This window comes from Caldimonas thermodepolymerans, assembly GCF_015476235.1.
In the GTDB taxonomy this organism is placed as follows: domain Bacteria; phylum Pseudomonadota; class Gammaproteobacteria; order Burkholderiales; family Burkholderiaceae_C; genus Caldimonas; species Caldimonas thermodepolymerans.
Map to the genome: position 1 here is coordinate 1,379,480 of NZ_CP064338.1, position 16,614 is coordinate 1,396,093.

Below are 16,614 nucleotides of genomic sequence, written 5' to 3' on the forward strand. Positions count from 1 at the left end.
CGGGGCGCGGCGTCAGCGGATGTCGCCATCGACGTAGTACCAGCGCCCGTGCTCGCGCACGAAGCGGCTGCGCTCGTGCAGGCGGTGGGCGCGGCCGCCCAGCTTGCTGCGCGCGACGAACTCCACCGTCGCGTGGTCGGCGTCCTGCTGCTCGTGGCGCTTCACGTCCAGGCCCAGCCAGCGCAGGCCCGGTTCGGAGGGCTCCAGCGTCGCCGGCCGCGTGCTCGGGTGCCAGGTGTCGAGCAGGTAGTCCCGCAGTCCCAGCACGAAGGCCGCGTAGCGCGAGCGCATCAGCGCCTCGGCGGTCGGGGCCTGCAGCCGGGTCGCGCCGGCGTGCCAGCGGCCGCAGCAGTGGGCATAGGGCCGCGCAGAGCCGCACGGGCAGTCGGCAGGAACAGGGGCGGGCGTGTCCATCAGGGCCGCCATGTTAGCGGAGCGCAAGGCGCGAGGCCGAAGCCCGTCGCGTTCCGTCCGCGGCGTCCCGCTGGTAACCTTGGGCTGTTTGACCCCCACGCACGTCCATGCTGTTCCTCCTGTCTCCTGCCAAGACCCTCGACTACGACACCCCGGCGCACGTCGCCACCCACACCAAGCCGCTGTTCGTCAAGCAGTCCGCCGAGCTGATCGAGGTGCTGCGGCAGAAGACCCCGGCCGAAATCGCCAGCCTGATGGGCATCAGCGACGCGCTCGCGCAGCTCAACGTCGCGCGCTACGCCGCCTGGTCGCCGCGCTTCACCGCCGGCAACTCCAAGCAGGCCGTGCTGGCCTTCAACGGCGATGTCTACGAAGGGCTGGATGCGCGCAGCCTGAGCGCCGAGCAGCTCGACTGGGCACAGCAGCACCTCGTGATCCTGAGCGGCCTGTACGGCGCGCTGCGCCCACTGGACTGGATGCAGCCGTACCGGCTGGAAATGGGCACGAAGCTCGCCAACGCGCGCGGCAAGGACCTGTACGCCTACTGGGGCAGCACGATCGCTGCCTACCTCAACGAGCGCCTGGCCGAGGACGCCACCCCGGTGGTGGTCAACCTCGCGTCGGAGGAGTACTTCAAGGCCGTGGACCGCAAGACGCTCAAGGCACGTGTGATCCAGTGCGTGTTCGAGGACTGGAAGGGCGGCGCCTACAAGGTCATCAGCTTCCACGCCAAGCGCGCGCGCGGCCTGATGGCGCGCTACGCGATCGAGCAGCGCGTCACCTTGCCCGCGCAGCTCGAGCAGTTCGCCAGCGAAGGGTACGCTTACGATGCCGGCGCTTCGGCACCGGACCGGCTCGTGTTCCGCCGGCGCGCGGACTGAGGCGGCTTTTCATTCCGGCACCACCGCGATCGATCGAGCGACGACGACCATGAGCACGCAGCAGATCACTCCGGAACTTCGACAGTGGATCATCGAGCAGGCCACCGCCGGGCATTCGGCGCATGCCCTGCTCAAGGCCATGGTGGAACGCGGCTGGGACGAGGACGTGGCCACCGACGCGATGGAGGAGGTGCTGCAGGCCTACCTGCGCGAACGCGGCCTGACCGTGCCGGCGGTGCCTGCCGCGACCCAGCCGCCGCCGGCGAGCCTGGTGCCCGAGCCCGACCTTGCCGGTTCGCCGAGCACGGTGTGGGCCGGTGACCGCGAGGTGCAGGTCGTGATGTCCATGCATGACCCGCGCGTGGTGGTGTTCGGCGGCTTCCTCAGCGACGAGGAATGCGACGAGCTGATGGCGCTGGCCGCACCGCGCCTGGTGCGCTCGGAGACGGTCAAGACCGACACCGGCACCAGCGAGGTCAACGAGGCCCGCACCAGCGACGGCATGTTCTTCCGGCGCGGCGAGAACGCGCTGTGCGAGCGCATCGAGCAGCGCATCGCGACCCTGCTGCGCTGGCCGGTGGAAAACGGCGAGGGGCTGCAGGTGCTGCGCTACCGGCCCGGCGCGGAGTACAAGCCCCACTACGACTACTTCGACCCCGCCCAGCCCGGCACGCCGACCATCCTGCGCCGCGGCGGGCAGCGCGTGGGCACGCTGGTGATGTACCTCAACACGCCGGCCAGGGGGGGCGGCACCACCTTCCCGGACGCCAGGCTCGAGGTCGCGCCGGTCAAGGGCCACGCGGTGTTCTTCAGCTACGCCCGCCCGCACCCGTCGACGCGCACCCTGCACGGCGGCGCGCCGGTGCTCGAAGGCGAGAAGTGGGTCGCGACCAAATGGCTGCGCGCCGGCCGCTTCGAATGAGCCGCTGCCGCCCATGCCGATGAGTACGCCGCCATCCGGGGATGACCTGCCGCTGGCCGGCGTGCGGGTGCTCGACCTGACGCGCCTGCTGCCCGGCCCGTTCGCGACCCTGCACCTGCGCCGCATGGGGGCCGACGTGCTGAAGATCGAGGACCCGGGCGAGGGCGACTACGCCCGCACGCTGCTGCGCACCCCGGCCGAGGCCGCGCAGGGCGAGCCCAGCCTGTTCTTCCGCCTGCTCAACGAGGGCAAGCGCCTGCACCGCATCGACCTCACGCAGGCGGCCGGCCGCGACGAGCTGCTCTCGCTGGCGCGCGACGCCGACGTGCTGGTCGAGGGCTTCCGCCCCGGCGTGATGGACCGGCTGGGCGTGGGCTGGGACGCGCTGCACGCCGCCCACCCGCGCCTGGTGATGTGCTCGATCAGCGGCTATGGCCAGACCGGCCCGTATGCGCGCATGGCCGGGCACGACATCAACTACGTCGGCTATGCGGGCGTGCTCGAGCAGATCGCCACCCGCGACGGGCAGCCGGTGATCCCCAACTTCCAGATCGGCGACCTGTTCGGCGGCACGCAGGCGGCCGTCAGCGGCATCCTCGCCGGGCTGTATGCCGCGCAGCGCACCGGCCGCGGCCGGCATGTGGACGTGTCGATGACGCACGTCGTGCACGAGCACAACTTCCTCGCCCGCCTGGCGGTGGCCCGCGACGGCCACAGCCCGCCGCCCGCGCGCTCGCTGCTGACGGGCGGCGTGCCCTGCTACAACGTCTACCGCACCCGCGACGACCGCTGGATGGCCGTCGGCGCGCTGGAGCTGAAGTTCTGGCGCAAGTGCTGCGAGGTGCTGGGCCACCCCGAATGGGGCGAGCGGCACTGGATGCTGGGGCAGGAGATCGGCGGTGCCGACGCGCTGGCCCTGCAGGCCGAGGTGGCGGCGGTCTTCGCGCAGCAGACGCAGGCGCACTGGACCGCGCGGTTCGAGCCGGCGGACTGCTGCGTCACGCCGGTGCTGAGGATGGAAGAGGCGATGCGGCATCCGCTGTTCGCCGGGGGCTGACGCCGGCGCCTGCTCCGGCGTGGCCCTGTTCCCGGGGTCTGGCGGGCACAAAAAAGCCGGCGTGTGGCCGGCTTCTTTCATGGTGCGCACGGGCCTTGCGGCCCGCACGGGGCGTCAGCCCTCGCGCCGCTTGCCGCCGAACGGCTTGCCGCCGAACTTCGCGCCCGCAGCGGCAGGCTTGCCGAACTTCTTCGGTGCGCCCGGGCGGCCTTGGCGGTCACCCTGGGGCTTGCCGCCGAAGCCGGCCTTGGGGCCGTGGCCGCGGGCCGCGTCGCGGCCGTGCGTGGCGGCCTCGAAGCTGCGCACCGGCTCGAACCAGTTCTCGTCGCGCTGGCGGCGTGGGGCCTGCGCGCGGGCCTCGAAGGGGCTGCGGTCGCGCGGGGCGCCGCTGCCGGAGGGCGAGCGGTCGCCGTCGGGGCGCGGGCCACGCGCGCCGAAGTCGCGGCGCGGCTTGAAGCCGGGCTTGCCCTTGCCGCCACCCATGCCGGGCTTCCAGCCGTCGGCCTTCTTGCGCTCGGTCGGGGCCGGGGCCTTGGGTTCCAGGCCGGCGATCGTCGCGGCGGGGATGCGCTGCGTCGTGAAGCGCTCGATGCGGCGGATCATCGGCACGTCGCGGCGCTCGGCCAGCGTGATCGCCAGGCCGTCGCGCCCGGCGCGGCCGGTGCGGCCGATGCGGTGCACGTAGTCCTCGGCCTTCATCGGCATGCCGTAGTTGATCACGTGCGTGATGGTCGGCACGTCGATGCCGCGCGCGGCGACGTCGGTGGCCACCAGCACGCGCAGCTGGCGCTGGCGCAGGCCCTGCAGCACGCGGTTGCGGCGGCCCTGCGGCATGCCGCCATGCAGCGCGGCGACCGCGTGGCCCAGCTCGGCCAGGTGGTCGGCCAGCCAGTCGGCGTCGCGCTGGGTGCTGGTGAACACGACCGCCTGGTCCAGCTCGCGCTCGGCCAGGATGTGCTCGAGCAGCGAGTTCTTGTGGCCGGGGTTGTCGGCCCAGTGCAGGCGCTGCTCGATGTGGGCGTGCGTGTCGGTGTGCGAGGCGACGTCGATGCGTTGCGGCTCGCGCGTCAGGCGCTGGGCGAGCCCGCCCACGTGCCCGGCGAAGGTGGCGCTGTACATCACGGTCTGGCGCTGCTCGGGCAGGGCCTCGGCGATCGCGGTGATGTCGTCGATGAAGCCCATGTCGAGCATGCGGTCGGCCTCGTCCAGCACCAGCATCTCGACGTGGTCCAGCACGGCCGCGCCGGTGCCCAGGTGGTCGAGCAGGCGGCCCGGGGTGGCGATCAGCACGTCCAGCGGGCCGCGCAGCGCCTTCAGCTGCGCGCCGTAGGGCACGCCGCCGACCACGGTGGCCACGCGCAGGCCCTGCACGTGGCGGCCGTAGGTGATGCACGAGCGCGAGACCTGGATCGCCAGTTCGCGCGTGGGCGCCAGCACCAGGATGCGCGGGCCGTGCACCACGCCCTTGGCGCGGCGCTTGGTGTTGTCGCCGCGCGCGGCGAGGATGCGCTCCAGTGCGGGCAGCACGAACGAGGCGGTCTTGCCGCTGCCGGTGCTGGAGGAGACCATCAGGTCATGGCCCTCGAGCGCGGCCGGGATGGCGCGCGCCTGCACGGGCGTCGGTTCGGTGTAGCCGGCGGCCTCGACGGCCTGCAGGATGGCGGGGGCAAGGCCCAGGGGAGCAAAAGTCATCAGGATCTTTCGTCAGGCAAACGAACGGCGCCCGTTGGCCGGATGTGGAGGCCACGGCAAGGCACCGCTTGCGCCACCGGCCGGCACGAAGCCGGCGCCGGAGCGCGGGGTGGGGTCGCTTGATCGAGGAAGGCCGCGAGGACGGACCGAGATGAACTGGGCACCCGGTGCACTCGCCAGACCGCGTCGGTGGCGCGACGGCATCGCCGCCAACCGGGACTCAAGATGCGGTGGGAATGCAGCCCGCCGTGGGGATGCCCGCCTTGAAAGGGTCAGAGGGGATGAACGACAGGCGTTCTTCCGTTTCGGGAATCAGCGCCTGGAAAACCCGCCATTGTGCCCGAAATCCGGCCCTGTTGCCAGCAAGGGCGTTCCGGCGTCGCTTCAGCGCCCGCCGTGCGCCTCGATCAGCCGGGCCAGTTCGTCCTGCCCGCGCCGGCGGGCGTGCTGCAGCGGAGTGACCCCGTCGGCATCCGCGGCATTGGGGTCGGCGCCGGCTTCGAGCAGCAGGCGCGCCACTTCGACCTGATCCGGGCGGCCGTCGCCCTGCAGCACCAGCGCGAGCAGCGCGGTGCGGCCCCGCGCGTCGCGCGCGTCGGCGGCGGCGCCGGCATCGAGCAGCGCGCGCACCCGCTCGACCTCGCCGCGCAGCGCGGCCTGTTGCAGCCGGGGTACTGCAGGCCGGGGCGGTGCGGCGGCCAGCGGCGCCGCCTCGGGGGCGCTCGCCCTGAGCGGCGGCACGTCCTGCGTGGCCGCAGCGCCGCCGGGCGGTGCGGTGGCCGCTTCCGGCAGGCTCGCCGCAGGGCGGGCCATGTGCGGCGCCGGGGCGGCGGCCGGCCGCGGCGGCTCGCGCAGCGCGCGCTCGGCGCGGGCGCGTTCCCGTGCCCGCTCCGCCTCCCGGCGGGCAACCGTTTGGGGCGGCGGTGCCGCGCGGGCGGTGGCATCGGCAGCCGGTGCTGCGGGCGCCGGCATCGGCGCGGCGGCGGGGGCCGGCGTCGGCGAGGGGGCCAGCGCCACGGTGGGGCCATCGCTGCCGTCGTCGGCCCGCTCGACCTGCCAGGCGAGCAGGGCCACGAAGCCGACCAGCAGCACCGAGGCGACGGCGCGCCAGCGCCAGCGCCCGTCGTTGGCGGCGGGCCGGTCACCGGGTGCGACCTGCTGCACCGGCTCGGCTTGGCGGGCACGGGCCTGGTCGGCCGCATGGGCGAGGATCGCCGCCCGGGTCGCGTCGGCCGGGCGCGCGTCCTCGCCGGCCAGGCGCACCGCGTCCCGGTAGCGGCGGGCCAGCGCGTCGTCGATGGGGGTGGGCGGATCGCTCTTCACGGCAGGGTCCTTCAGGATGACCAGGCGGCCAAGGCCTGGCGCAGCTTGGCGCGCGCGTAGCGCAGCCGGCTCTTGACGGTTTCCGCGCCGACGCCGGTGGCGGCCGCGATCTCCTCCAGGCTCAGCCCGGCCTCGGCCTGCAGCAGGAACGCCTCGCGCTGCTCGGGCGGCAGCTGCTCGACGGCGTGCAGGAAGGCCCGCGCCTGCTCGCGCGTCTCCAGCTGGCGCAGCGGCTCGTGCACCTCGGCGGCGGGCAGGTCCTGCACCGGCGAGCCGCCCTCGGCGTCCTCGTCCAGCGAGCGCATCGCGCCGCCCGCGCCCTGCTGGCGGCGCACGTGGTCGATCACCCGGCTGCGGGCGATGGTGTAGAGCCAGGTCGTGAAGCGCGCGGTGGGCTGGTAGTGCGCCGCCTGGCGCGCCACCGCGAACCAGGTGTCCTGGTGCAGCTCCTCGGCCACGCCGTCGCCGGCCTGGTGGGCGATGCAGCGGCGGATGAAGCGGAACACGCCGCCTTCGTGCCGCTCGTACAGCTGAGCGAAGGCCTGCACGTCGCCGCGCGCATAGGCCAGCATCAGCGCCTCGTCGGTCGGGGCGCTGGCGTGCGGTGCGGCGGGGGCCCGGGGTTCGCGCATGGGGCGCCATTGTGCGCGCAGCACGGCGTCCGCGGGGGCGAGGGTGCAGGTTCCGTTCATCGGCAGCGTCCGCGGTCCATGCCGTTGTCAACGCAGCCGGGCCGCCGGCGGGGTTGCGATGCCCGTGCGCATTCCCGTGACAACCGGCCGGAGTGACAATCACGGGATGTCCCAGGATCCCGTCCCAGACGACCAGACGCCGCACCCCGGCCAGCTCGGGGTGCAGGAGTTCGCCCAATACGCGCGCGTGATCGATGCGCGCTCGCCGCACGAGTACGAGGAAGACCACATCCCCGGCGCGATCAACCTGCCGGTGGTCGACGACGCCGAGTACGCCGAGGTCGGCACGCTGCACCGCACCGACCCGCACGCGGCCTACCTGATCGGTTCGCAGTACGCGCTGCGCAACATCGCGCGCCACGTCGGCGAGGTGATCGCCCGGCATCGGCCGAGCGACCGGCTGCTCGTGTACTGCTTCCGCGGCGGCAAGCGCAGCCGGATCTGGGCCGAGACGCTGCGCACCATCGGCTTTCGGGTCGACGTGCTGCCCGGCGGCTGGAAGAACTACCGCCGCTGGGTGCGCGAGAGCCTGGAGCAGCTGCCCGCACGGCTGCGCTTCCAGGTGATCTCGGGGCCGACCGGCTGCGGCAAGACCCGCCTGCTGCATGCGCTGCGCGACCAGGGGGCGCAGGTGCTGGACCTCGAAGGCCTGGCACACCACCGCGGCTCGCTGCTGGGCGCGCTGCCGGGCGACCCGCAGCCGAGCCAGAAGTGGTTCGACAGCCAGCTGCTGGACGTGTTGCGCCGTTTCGACCCGGCCCGCCCGGTGTGGGTCGAGGCCGAGAGCAAGAAGATCGGCAACCTGCAGCTGCCGCAGGCGCTGCACGACGCGATGCACCGCACCGTGCCGCTGCAGGTGCTGGCACCGATGGCCGCGCGCGTGCAACTGCTCAAGGAGGATTACCCGCACTATGCGGCCGACCCGCTGGCGATGGTCGCGCGCCTGCAGCCGCTCAAGCCGCTGGTGGGCGGCGAGGAGCTGGCGCGTTGGCAGGCGCTGGCGGAGCAGCACCGGGTCGACGAACTCTTCGAGCGCGTGATGGTGGCGCACTACGACCCGTGCTACGCGCGCTCGACGCGCCGGCACTACGCGCAGGACGACGGTGCGCCGCCGTTCGAGCTGAAGGGGCTGGACGCGGACAGCCTCGCCGAGGCCGCACGCACGCTGATGACCCGCTCAGAGCGGTGAGGGCGGCAGCGCGACCCGCAGCAGGGCGCGCACGAAGCCGAGGTCCGAGCGCTCCCGCTCGCGCCCTTCGTGCCGGTGGCCGTCGACGCGCTCGACGCGTCGCACGTCGCCGTGTGCCGGTCGTCAGGACAGCGTGCCCATCACCGCGGCGACCGCCCAGGCCCACAGCGTGCTGGCCAGCAGGCTGGCGCCGACCGCGGCGGCATAGCGCGGGCCGCCGGCCACCGCCGCGACCACGGTGCGCGAGCCGGCGTTGCAGCTGAGCGCGAGCAGCACGCACAGCACCAGCGTGGCGGCCCCGATGCTGCCGGCGCCGAACAGCGCGGCGGTGGAGGCCACCGGCGCGTGGGCGTCGGCCAAGGCCGCCAGCGCGATGCCGGCATACAGGCCCGAGGCGCCGAAGTGCTCCTGCGCCCACGACACGAGCAGCGCGACCAGCGACAGCAGCCCGGCGACCACCAGCGCCTCGCGCAGGCGCAGCGCCTGGCTCTCGACCGGCACTGCCTCCAGCTTGCCGTGCCCGGCGTGGCGCATCAGCAGCAGGCCGCCGGCCAGGGCTGCGACCGCGCCGGCCGCGCACACCGGCGCCAGCAGCGGCACCGCGCCCGGGGCGATGGCTGCCGTCATCACCAGCGCCTGCACCCACGTGGCGGCGGTCGACATCACGCCCGCGGCCGCGTAGGGCCAGGGGTGGTCGGGCTGTGTGCGTGCCTTGGTGCCCATGGTCGCCACGGTCGCGGTGCTCGAGACGAAGCCCGAGAAGAAGCCCGCCGCGGCGAGCCCGGGGTGCTGGCCCAGCCAGCGCGTCGCCACGTGCCCGGCGCCCTGCAGCGCCAGGATCAGCACGACCAGCACCGCGAGCGAGCGCAGGTTCATGTGGCCCAGCCAGGGCATGGCGCGGTCGGGCACCAGCGGCACGACCACCAGCGCCAGCGCGGCCAGCATCACGATGTCGCGGACCTCGCGGTCGCTGAGCAGCTCGGTGCTGAGCCGGTGCAGGCGCTCGCGCGAGGCGAGCAGCGCCGCCACGGCTGCCGCGCAGCCGGCGCCCAGCGCCGGCGAGCGCACCGCCAGCACGCCGATCAGGTAGGTGGCGAACAGGCTCAGCTCGGTGATCAGGCCCGGGTCCTGGGTGTAGCTGCGCCAGTAGGCGATGGCGGCCAGCATCAGCACCGACAGCGCGCCGATCGCCACCACCAGCGCATCGCCCTGCGTCTGCGCCATCGCGCCGGCCAGCGCGGCCAGCGTGAAGCTGCGGATGCCGGCCGGCTCCTGGTGGCCGCCCTGGTCCTTGTCGCGTTCGCGGTCGATCCCGATCAGCATCCCGCTGCCGAAGGCCACCGCGAGGCCGGCCCAGACTTCTTCCAGCATCTCAGACCCTCACTGTCGAACGGTGTTCGGGCACGTGCACGTGCGGCCAGCCCAGTTCCTCCTGGATGCGCCGGCGCAGCGCGTCGGCCGCCTGCGGCTCGCCGTGCACGACGAAGGTGTGTCGTGGCGGGCGCCCGAAGCTGCGCAGCCACTGCATCAGCTCGTCCGCATCGGCGTGGCCGGAAAAGCCCTCCAGGTGGCTGACGCGCGCGCGCACCGGCACGTAGCTGCCGTGGATCTTCACCTCGCGCGCGCCGCCCACCAGCGCCGCGCCGCGGCTGCCCGGCACCTGGAAGCCGGGAAACACGATGTGGTGCTTCGCGTGCGGCGCCATCGCCTTGAGGTGGTGCAGCACCCGCCCGCCGGTGGCCATGCCGCTGGACGACAGGATGATGCGCGGGTAGTGCGAACGGGTGAGTTCTTCCGAGGCTTCCGGCGCGGTGACCATCGTGACGCCTTCGCACATCGCCTGCACCTCGTCGGGGGAGACGCGCAGCAGGTCCTGGTGCCCGGCGTAGACGCGGGTGGCCTCGGCGGCCATCGGGCTGTCCAGGTACACCGGCACCTGGCGCGGGATGCGCCCGGCCTGCTTGAGCCGGTGCAGCGCCAGCATCAGAGCCTGCGCGCGCGCCACCGCGAAGGTGGGCAGCAGCACGCTGCCGCCGTGGTCCAGGGTGCCGGTGATGATCGCGGCCAGCTGCTGCATCGGGTCGTCGTCCGGGTGCAGCCGGTCGCCGTAGGTCGATTCGACCAGCAGCACGTCGGCCTGGCCGATGCGCTCCGGCGGGGCCATCAGCAGGTCGCCCTGGCGGCCGAGGTCGCCGGAGAACACCAGCGTGCGCTCGCCCACCGTCAGCCGCACGCTGGCCGCGCCGAGCAGGTGGCCGGCGGGGATGAACTCGAGCGTGGTGCGCTCGTCCAGCGCGAGCGGCTGGTGGAACGCACGCGGGCGGAAGCGCTGCAGCGCGCGGCGTGCGTCTTCCACCGTGTACAGGGGCCGGGCCGGACGGTGTTTGGAATAGCCGTGCACGTTGGCGTGGCGCGCGTCCTCTTCCTGGATGTGCGCGCTGTCGAGCAGCAGCAGTTCGGCCAGGTCGCAGGTGGCCGGCGTGGCATGGACGTGGCCGCGAAAGCCCTGCCTGACCAGTGCGGGCAGGTAGCCGCTGTGGTCCAGGTGCGCGTGGCTGAGCACCACCGCATCGATCTCGCGCGCGGGCACCGGCAGCGGGGCCCAGTTGCGCTCGCGCAGCTGCTTGTAGCCCTGGAACAGCCCGCAGTCGAGCAGGATGCGGCTCGAGCCGGTATCGATCAGGTGCCTGGAGCCGGTGACGGCATCGGCCGCACCGAGGAAGGTGATCTGCATGACGCCTCCTGTGAGGCGCCATGCTAGCCGAAGGGCAGGGCCCTCCGGGGTGCGGTCCGCCTCAGCGGCGCGGCTTGCCGCCCAGCAGGGCGGCCCCTTGCGCGCCCTGGCGTGCGCCCGGCGTGCCGTGCTGCGGATGGCCGTGCGCAGGCCGCGCGTTCGCGGGCCGGCCGTCGTGGGCCTTGCGCTGCGGCGCGGCCGCGGCGGGCTGCTGCGGGCGCGGGGCGCGGGCCTGCGACGGCTGCTGCTGCGCCTTGCCTTGGCCCTGGCGTGCGCCGCCTTGCGACGGGCGCGACGCACCGCCACGGCCCTTGCCGCCGGCGTTGAGGCCGCCGTGCAGGGTCATGCGGCCGAGCTTGATCGGCTCGGGCCGGGCGTTCGGGTCGGGCTCGAAGCCGGGGACCACCTCGCGCGGGATCTCGCGCTTGATGAGCTTCTCGATGTCGCGCAGGAACCCTTCCTCGTCGACGCACACCAGCGAGACCGCCTCGCCGCGCGCGCCCGCGCGGCCGGTGCGGCCGATGCGGTGCACGTAGTCCTCCGGCACGTTGGGCAGCTCGTAGTTGACCACGTGCGGCAGCTGGTCGATGTCGATGCCGCGCGCCGCGATGTCGGTGGCCACCAGCACCTGCAGCTCGCCGCTCTTGAACTCCGACAGCGCCTTCGTGCGTGCGCCCTGGCTCTTGTTGCCGTGGATCGCCATCGCGGTGATGCCTTCCTTGAGCAGGAACTCGACCAGCCGGTTGGCGCCGTGCTTCATGCGCGTGAACACCAGCACCTGGTGCCAGTCGTTGTCCTTGATCAGGTGCGCGAGCAGTTCCTTCTTGCGGTCGCGGTCCACCGGATGGACCTTCTGCGCGATGGTCTCCGCGGTGGTGTTGCGGCGCGCCACCTCGATCACCTGCGGCTTGTTCAGCAGGCGTTCGGCCAGCGCCTTGATGTCGTCGGAGAAGGTCGCCGAGAACAGCAGGCTCTGCTTCTGCGCCGGCACGATGGCCAGCACCTTCTTGATGTCGTGGATGAAGCCCATGTCCAGCATGCGGTCGGCCTCGTCGAGCACGAAGTACTGGACATGGCTGAGGTCCAGCGTGCCCTGCTGGTGGTGGTCCAGCAGGCGGCCGGGCGTGGCGACCAGGATGTCCACGCCGCGCCGCAGCGCGTCGATCTGCGGCTGCATGCCCACGCCGCCGAACATCACCATGGACTTCAGCGGCAGGTACTTGCCGTAGGTGCGCACGCTTTCCTCGACCTGGGCGGCGAGTTCGCGCGTGGGGGTGAGGATGAGGGCGCGGATCGCGACGCGGCCCTTGGCGTCGCGCGCCGGCTTGGCCGCGGCCAGCTTGTGCAGCAACGGCAGCGTGAAGCCGGCGGTCTTGCCGGTGCCGGTCTGCGCGCCGGCCAGCAGGTCGCCGCCGCCGAGCACGGCCGGGATGGCTTGCGCCTGGATGGGGGTGGGGGAGACGTAGCCCTGCTCGCGCACGGCACGGACGATGGGCTCGGCAAGGCCGAGTTCAGCAAAAGTCATGTGGGAGTCGCTCCTGCCAGGGAGCGCAAGATCGGCCTGCTGCCGCTCGCGTCGAGGGCACCAGTCGTAGGCAGACGGTTCGGGAAAGAGGTCGGAAACGACTGCGGCGCCACGACTGGAAGCGGCGCCGCAAGGACCATTCTACGCGCATTTGCCGTCGCGTCCCAGGAAAGGGTCGCGACGGCGGCACGGGGCGGTCAGCGCCGCAGGATCGCCGCGTGGTGCGCGAGGTGGTCCTCGACGAAGCTGGCGACGAAGTAGTAGCCGTGGTCGTAGCCCTCGTGCCGGCGCAGCGTCAGCGGCTGGCCGACGGCCGCGCAGGCCGCCTCGAACAGGTGCGGGTGCAGCTGCTCCTCGAGGAACCTGTCTGCCAGCCCCTGGTCGACCAGGATGCCGTCGGGGTAGGGCGGCTGCGCCTGGCGCGACATCAGCTCGGTGGCATCGTGCGCGGCCCAGCCGTTGCGGTCCTCGCCCAGGTAGCCGGCAAACGCCTTCTCGCCCCAGGGGCAGCGCGTGGGCGCGCAGATCGGCGCGAAGGCCGACAGCGAGCGGAAGCGCCCGGGATGGCGCAGCGCCAGCGTCAGCGCCCCGTGCCCGCCCATCGAGTGGCCGAACAGCCCGCAGCGGTCGCCGTCGAGCGGCAGCTGCGCCACCGCGCCGGGCAGCAGCTCGTCGAGCAGGTAGCTCTCCATGCGCCAGTGCCGTTGCCACGGCTCGCGCGTCGCATCGAGGTAGAAGCCTGCGCCGACGCCGAAGTCCCAGGCATCGGCCTCGCCCGGCAGGTCCGCGCCCCGCGGGCTGGTGTCGGGCGTCAGCAGCGCCAGCCCCAGCTGCGCCGCGACGCGCTGCGCCCCGGCCTTGATCGCGAAGGTTTCCTCCGTGCAGGTCAGCCCGGCCAGGTACACCAGCCATGGCACCGGCCCGGACGCTGCCTGCGGCGGCAGGTACACGCCGAAGCGCATCGGCAGGCCGACGACCCGCGACGCATGCCGGTAGAAGCGCTGCACCCCGCCGAAGCAGCGGTGCTCGCTGATCAGTTCAAGTTCGTCCATCGTGTTCGCTCCATGTCGATCAGGCGCCGCATGCGGCCGTGCCGGCCCGGCGGCCGCGGTGGCCCCGGCTGCGCCGGCCCGCTCGCGGCGCCCCTTGCTCCGGAGGGCCGGCAGCCGCCGGCAGCGGGAGGGTCAAAACACGACGACGGATCGGATCGACTCCCCGCGCTTCATCAGCTCGAAGCCCTCGTTGATCTGCTCCAGCTTCAGCGTGTGGGTGATCAGGTCGTCGATGTTGATCTTGCCTTCCATGTACCAGTCGACGATCTTCGGCACGTCGGTGCGGCCGCGCGCGCCGCCGAAGGCCGAGCCCTTCCAGACCCGGCCGGTGACCAGCTGGAACGGCCGCGTGCTGATCTCGGCGCCGGCCTCGGCCACGCCGATGATGATGCTCTGGCCCCAGCCCTTGTGGCAGCACTCCAGCGCCTGGCGCATGGTCGTCGTGTTGCCGATGCACTCGAAGCTGTAGTCGGCGCCGCCGTCGGTCAGCTGCACGATCGCGTCGACCACGTTGTCCACGTCCTTCGGGTTGATGAAGTGGGTCATCCCGAACTTGCGCGCCAGCGCCTCGCGTTCCGGGTTGATGTCGATGCCGATGATCTTGTCGGCGCCGACCATCTTCGCGCCCTGGATCACGTTCAGGCCGATGCCGCCCAGGCCGAACACCACGACGTTGGCGCCGGCTTCCACCTTGGCGGTGAAGATCACCGCGCCGATGCCGGTGGTCACGCCGCAGCCGATGTAGCAGACCTTGTCGAACGGCGCGTCCTCGCGGATCTTCGCCATCGCGATCTCGGGCGCCACGATGTGGTTCGAGAAGGTCGAGGTGCCCATGTAGTGGAACAGCGGCTTGCCGTCCAGCGAGAAGCGGCTGGTGCCGTCGGGCATCAGGCCCTTGCCCTGGGTGGCGCGGATCGCCTGGCACAGGTTGGTCTTGCGCGACAGGCAGAACTTGCACTGGCGGCACTCGGGCGTGTAGAGCGGGATCACGTGGTCGCCGGGCTTGAGCGTGGTCACGCCCGGTCCGACGTCGACCACGACGCCCGCGCCTTCATGGCCCAGGATGGCGGGGAAGATGCCTTCCGGGTCGGCGCCGGAGAGGGTGTAGTAGTCGGTGTGGCAGATGCCGGTGGCCTTGACTTCCACCAGCACTTCGCCGGCGCGCGGGCCGTCGAGCGTGACGTCTTCGATGGTCAGCGGCTGGCCGGCCTTCCAGGCCACGGCGGCACGGGTCTTCATGGGGGACTCCTCGGTGATGTGGGGATGCGGCATTGTTCCCACTCGGCGCCGGGCCGGCCCGCATAACCCCTGAAGGCGTCGGTCTTGGGGCGCTGTGCGCGCATGGCCGGGCCGTTCATGCACGATTGGCGATAATCCCGCTCTTTGGCGACGCACCGTCGCTGCGGGCCGGTGTCCCCCACCGCCCATCCCACCACACTCAGGACACGCGATGGCTCAATACGTCTACACGATGAACCGCGTGAGCAAGATCGTCCCGCCCAAGCGGCAGATCCTCAAGGACATCTCGCTCAGCTTCTTCCCCGGCGCGAAGATCGGCGTGCTTGGCCTCAACGGCGCGGGCAAGTCCACGCTGCTCAAGATCATGGCCGGCATCGACAAGGATATCGAAGGCGAAGCCGTGCCCATGCCGGGCATCAAGATCGGCTACCTGCCGCAGGAGCCGCAGCTCGATCCCGAGCAGACCGTGCGCCAGGCGGTCGAGGAAGGCATCGGTGGCGTGCTGGCCGCCAAGAAGCGCCTCGAGGAGGTCTACGCTGCCTACGCCGAGCCCGATGCCGACTTCGACAAGCTGGCCGCCGAGCAGGCCGAGCTGGAGGCCATCATCGCCGCGGCCGGCAGCGAGAACACCGACCTGCAGCTGGAGCTGGCTGCCGACGCGCTGCGCCTGCCGCCCTGGGACGCGCAGATCAAGAACCTCTCCGGCGGCGAGAAGCGCCGCGTCGCGCTGTGCCGCCTGCTGCTGAGCCAGCCGGACATGCTGCTGCTGGACGAGCCGACCAACCACCTGGACGCGGAGTCGGTGGAATGGCTGGAGCAGTTCCTGCAGCGCTTCCCGGGCACCGTGGTGGCCGTGACCCACGACCGCTACTTCCTCGACAACGCCGCGGAGTGGATCCTGGAGCTCGACCGTGGCCATGGCATCCCCTGGAAGGGCAACTACAGCTCGTGGCTGGAGCAGAAGGAAAAGCGCCTGGAGCAGGAGCAGAAGGCCGAGGACGCGCGCATCAAGGCGATGAAGAAGGAGCTCGAGTGGGTGCGCCAGAACCCCAAGGGGCGCCAGGCCAAGAGCAAGGCGCGCCTGGCCCGCTTCGAGGAGCTGTCCGACGTCGAATACCAGAAGCGCAACGAGACCAACGAGATCTTCATCCCGGTGGCCGAGCGCCTGGGCAACGAGGTCATCGAGTTCCGGAACGTCACCAAGAGCTTCGGCGACCGCGTGCTGATCGACGACCTGAGCTTCAAGGTGCCGCCGGGCGCCATCGTCGGCATCATCGGCCCGAACGGTGCCGGCAAGTCCACGCTGTTCAAGCTGATCACCGGCAAGGAGCAGCCCGACTCGGGTGAGGTCATCATCGGCCCGACGGTGAAGATCTCCGCGGTCGACCAGACCCGCGAGAGCCTGGAAGGCGACAAGACCGTCTGGGAGGACGTCTCGGGCGGGCTGGACAACCTGGTGGTCGGCAAGTTCGTGATGCCCTCGCGCGCCTACCTGGGCCGCTTCAACTTCAAGGGCAACGACCAGCAGAAGCTGGTGAAGAACCTCTCCGGCGGCGAGCGCGGGCGCCTGCACCTGGCCAAGATGCTGGCCACCGGCGGCAACGTGCTGCTGCTCGACGAGCCCTCGAACGACCTGGACGTCGAGACGCTGCGCGCGCTGGAGGAAGCCCTGCTGGAGTTCGCAGGTTCGGTGCTGGTGATCAGCCACGACCGCTGGTTCCTGGACCGCATCGCGACCCACATCCTGGCCGCCGAAGGCGACTCCAAGTGGGTCTTCTTCCACGGCAACTACCAGGAGTACGAGGCCGACAAGAAGAAGCGCCTGGGCGAGGAGGGCGCGCGCCCGCAACGCCTGCGCTACAAGCCGATCACGCGCTGAGCACGTGCCGCGGGC

14 protein-coding genes are annotated in these 16,614 nt (G+C 72.1%); 5 read left to right on the top strand and 9 right to left on the bottom strand.

The annotated features are described in order from the left end of the window. Positions 1-12: 12 nt before the first annotated feature. Positions 13-414, bottom strand: coding sequence for a YchJ family protein (locus IS481_RS06630; protein ID WP_104358011.1), 402 nt, complete (start codon positions 412-414; stop codon positions 13-15). Positions 415-521: 107 nt separating this feature from the next. On the opposite strand from IS481_RS06630, the gene yaaA reads away from it, so the two are divergent. From yaaA to IS481_RS06645, 3 genes are read left to right on the top strand one after another with little or no spacing between them, the layout of a single operon-like run. Further along, a complete protein-coding gene (yaaA, locus tag IS481_RS06635; RefSeq protein ID WP_104357997.1) occupies positions 522-1,295 on the top strand; it encodes a peroxide stress protein YaaA in 774 nt (257 codons plus the stop codon). Between the two features lie 49 nt (positions 1,296-1,344). After that, complete coding sequence (locus tag IS481_RS06640; protein WP_104357998.1) at positions 1,345-2,217, top strand: 2OG-Fe(II) oxygenase; 873 nt, start codon at positions 1,345-1,347, stop codon at positions 2,215-2,217. A 13-nt stretch (positions 2,218-2,230) separates the two neighbouring features. Beyond that, entirely contained in the window at positions 2,231-3,274 is a 1,044-nt protein-coding gene (locus tag IS481_RS06645; protein WP_104357999.1) for a CaiB/BaiF CoA transferase family protein, read from the top strand. A gap of 114 nt (positions 3,275-3,388) precedes the next feature. Here the strand turns inward: IS481_RS06645 and IS481_RS06650 are convergent, their stop codons facing one another. From IS481_RS06650 to IS481_RS06660, 3 genes are all read right to left on the bottom strand, one after another. Then, entirely contained in the window at positions 3,389-4,966 is a 1,578-nt protein-coding gene (locus IS481_RS06650; protein ID WP_104358000.1) for a DEAD/DEAH box helicase, read from the bottom strand. 384 nt (positions 4,967-5,350) lie between these two features. Beyond that, positions 5,351-6,289 (bottom strand): ankyrin repeat domain-containing protein, encoded by a 939-nt coding sequence (locus IS481_RS06655; protein WP_114699290.1) that lies wholly within the window; start codon positions 6,287-6,289, stop codon positions 5,351-5,353. Between the two features lie 11 nt (positions 6,290-6,300). Further along, the gene (locus IS481_RS06660; protein ID WP_232529484.1) at positions 6,301-6,921 is read right to left on the bottom strand and encodes a sigma-70 family RNA polymerase sigma factor; all 621 of its coding nucleotides are present in this window, start codon (positions 6,919-6,921) and stop codon (positions 6,301-6,303) included. 166 nt (positions 6,922-7,087) lie between these two features. On the opposite strand from IS481_RS06660, the gene mnmH reads away from it, so the two are divergent. Continuing rightward, positions 7,088-8,170, top strand: coding sequence for a tRNA 2-selenouridine(34) synthase MnmH (mnmH, locus tag IS481_RS06665; RefSeq protein ID WP_104358224.1), 1,083 nt, complete (start codon positions 7,088-7,090; stop codon positions 8,168-8,170). A gap of 123 nt (positions 8,171-8,293) precedes the next feature. On the opposite strand, the gene IS481_RS06670 is transcribed toward mnmH, so the two are convergent. From IS481_RS06670 to IS481_RS06690, 5 genes are all read right to left on the bottom strand, one after another. Beyond that, positions 8,294-9,541 carry an MgtC/SapB family protein gene (locus IS481_RS06670; RefSeq protein ID WP_104358223.1) on the bottom strand — a complete coding sequence of 416 codons (1,248 nt, stop codon included), beginning with the start codon at positions 9,539-9,541 and terminating at the stop codon, positions 8,294-8,296. Position 9,542: 1 nt separating this feature from the next. Beyond that, a complete protein-coding gene (locus IS481_RS06675; RefSeq protein ID WP_104358222.1) occupies positions 9,543-10,904 on the bottom strand; it encodes an MBL fold metallo-hydrolase RNA specificity domain-containing protein in 1,362 nt (453 codons plus the stop codon). A gap of 61 nt (positions 10,905-10,965) precedes the next feature. Further along, positions 10,966-12,429, bottom strand: coding sequence for a DEAD/DEAH box helicase (locus IS481_RS06680; RefSeq protein ID WP_104358221.1), 1,464 nt, complete (start codon positions 12,427-12,429; stop codon positions 10,966-10,968). 197 nt (positions 12,430-12,626) lie between these two features. Further along, positions 12,627-13,481, bottom strand: coding sequence for an S-formylglutathione hydrolase (gene fghA / locus IS481_RS06685; protein WP_104358220.1), 855 nt, complete (start codon positions 13,479-13,481; stop codon positions 12,627-12,629). Between the two features lie 132 nt (positions 13,482-13,613). Then, positions 13,614-14,720 (bottom strand): S-(hydroxymethyl)glutathione dehydrogenase/class III alcohol dehydrogenase, encoded by a 1,107-nt coding sequence (locus IS481_RS06690; protein WP_104358219.1) that lies wholly within the window; start codon positions 14,718-14,720, stop codon positions 13,614-13,616. A 211-nt stretch (positions 14,721-14,931) separates the two neighbouring features. Here IS481_RS06690 and ettA point away from each other — a divergent pair, with 211 nt between their 5' ends. Then, positions 14,932-16,599 carry an energy-dependent translational throttle protein EttA gene (gene ettA / locus IS481_RS06695; RefSeq protein WP_104358218.1) on the top strand — a complete coding sequence of 556 codons (1,668 nt, stop codon included), beginning with the start codon at positions 14,932-14,934 and terminating at the stop codon, positions 16,597-16,599. The last annotated feature ends 15 nt before the right edge of the window (positions 16,600-16,614 follow it).

What these genes read in the sequence shown, in the direction of transcription:
- IS481_RS06630 (WP_104358011.1), bottom strand. Translation starts at nt 414, where the DNA reads ATGGACACGCCCGCCCCTGTTCCTGCCGACTGCCCGTGCGGCTCTGCG.
- yaaA (WP_104357997.1), top strand. Translation starts at nt 522, where the DNA reads ATGCTGTTCCTCCTGTCTCCTGCCAAGACCCTCGACTACGACACCCCG.
- IS481_RS06640 (WP_104357998.1), top strand. Translation starts at nt 1,345, where the DNA reads ATGAGCACGCAGCAGATCACTCCGGAACTTCGACAGTGGATCATCGAG.
- IS481_RS06645 (WP_104357999.1), top strand. Translation starts at nt 2,231, where the DNA reads ATGCCGATGAGTACGCCGCCATCCGGGGATGACCTGCCGCTGGCCGGC.
- IS481_RS06650 (WP_104358000.1), bottom strand. Translation starts at nt 4,966, where the DNA reads ATGACTTTTGCTCCCCTGGGCCTTGCCCCCGCCATCCTGCAGGCCGTC.
- IS481_RS06660 (WP_232529484.1), bottom strand. Translation starts at nt 6,921, where the DNA reads ATGCGCGAACCCCGGGCCCCCGCCGCACCGCACGCCAGCGCCCCGACC.
- mnmH (WP_104358224.1), top strand. Translation starts at nt 7,088, where the DNA reads ATGTCCCAGGATCCCGTCCCAGACGACCAGACGCCGCACCCCGGCCAG.
- IS481_RS06670 (WP_104358223.1), bottom strand. Translation starts at nt 9,541, where the DNA reads ATGCTGGAAGAAGTCTGGGCCGGCCTCGCGGTGGCCTTCGGCAGCGGG.
- IS481_RS06675 (WP_104358222.1), bottom strand. Translation starts at nt 10,904, where the DNA reads ATGCAGATCACCTTCCTCGGTGCGGCCGATGCCGTCACCGGCTCCAGG.
- IS481_RS06680 (WP_104358221.1), bottom strand. Translation starts at nt 12,429, where the DNA reads ATGACTTTTGCTGAACTCGGCCTTGCCGAGCCCATCGTCCGTGCCGTG.
- fghA (WP_104358220.1), bottom strand. Translation starts at nt 13,481, where the DNA reads ATGGACGAACTTGAACTGATCAGCGAGCACCGCTGCTTCGGCGGGGTG.
- IS481_RS06690 (WP_104358219.1), bottom strand. Translation starts at nt 14,720, where the DNA reads ATGAAGACCCGTGCCGCCGTGGCCTGGAAGGCCGGCCAGCCGCTGACC.
- ettA (WP_104358218.1), top strand. Translation starts at nt 14,932, where the DNA reads ATGGCTCAATACGTCTACACGATGAACCGCGTGAGCAAGATCGTCCCG.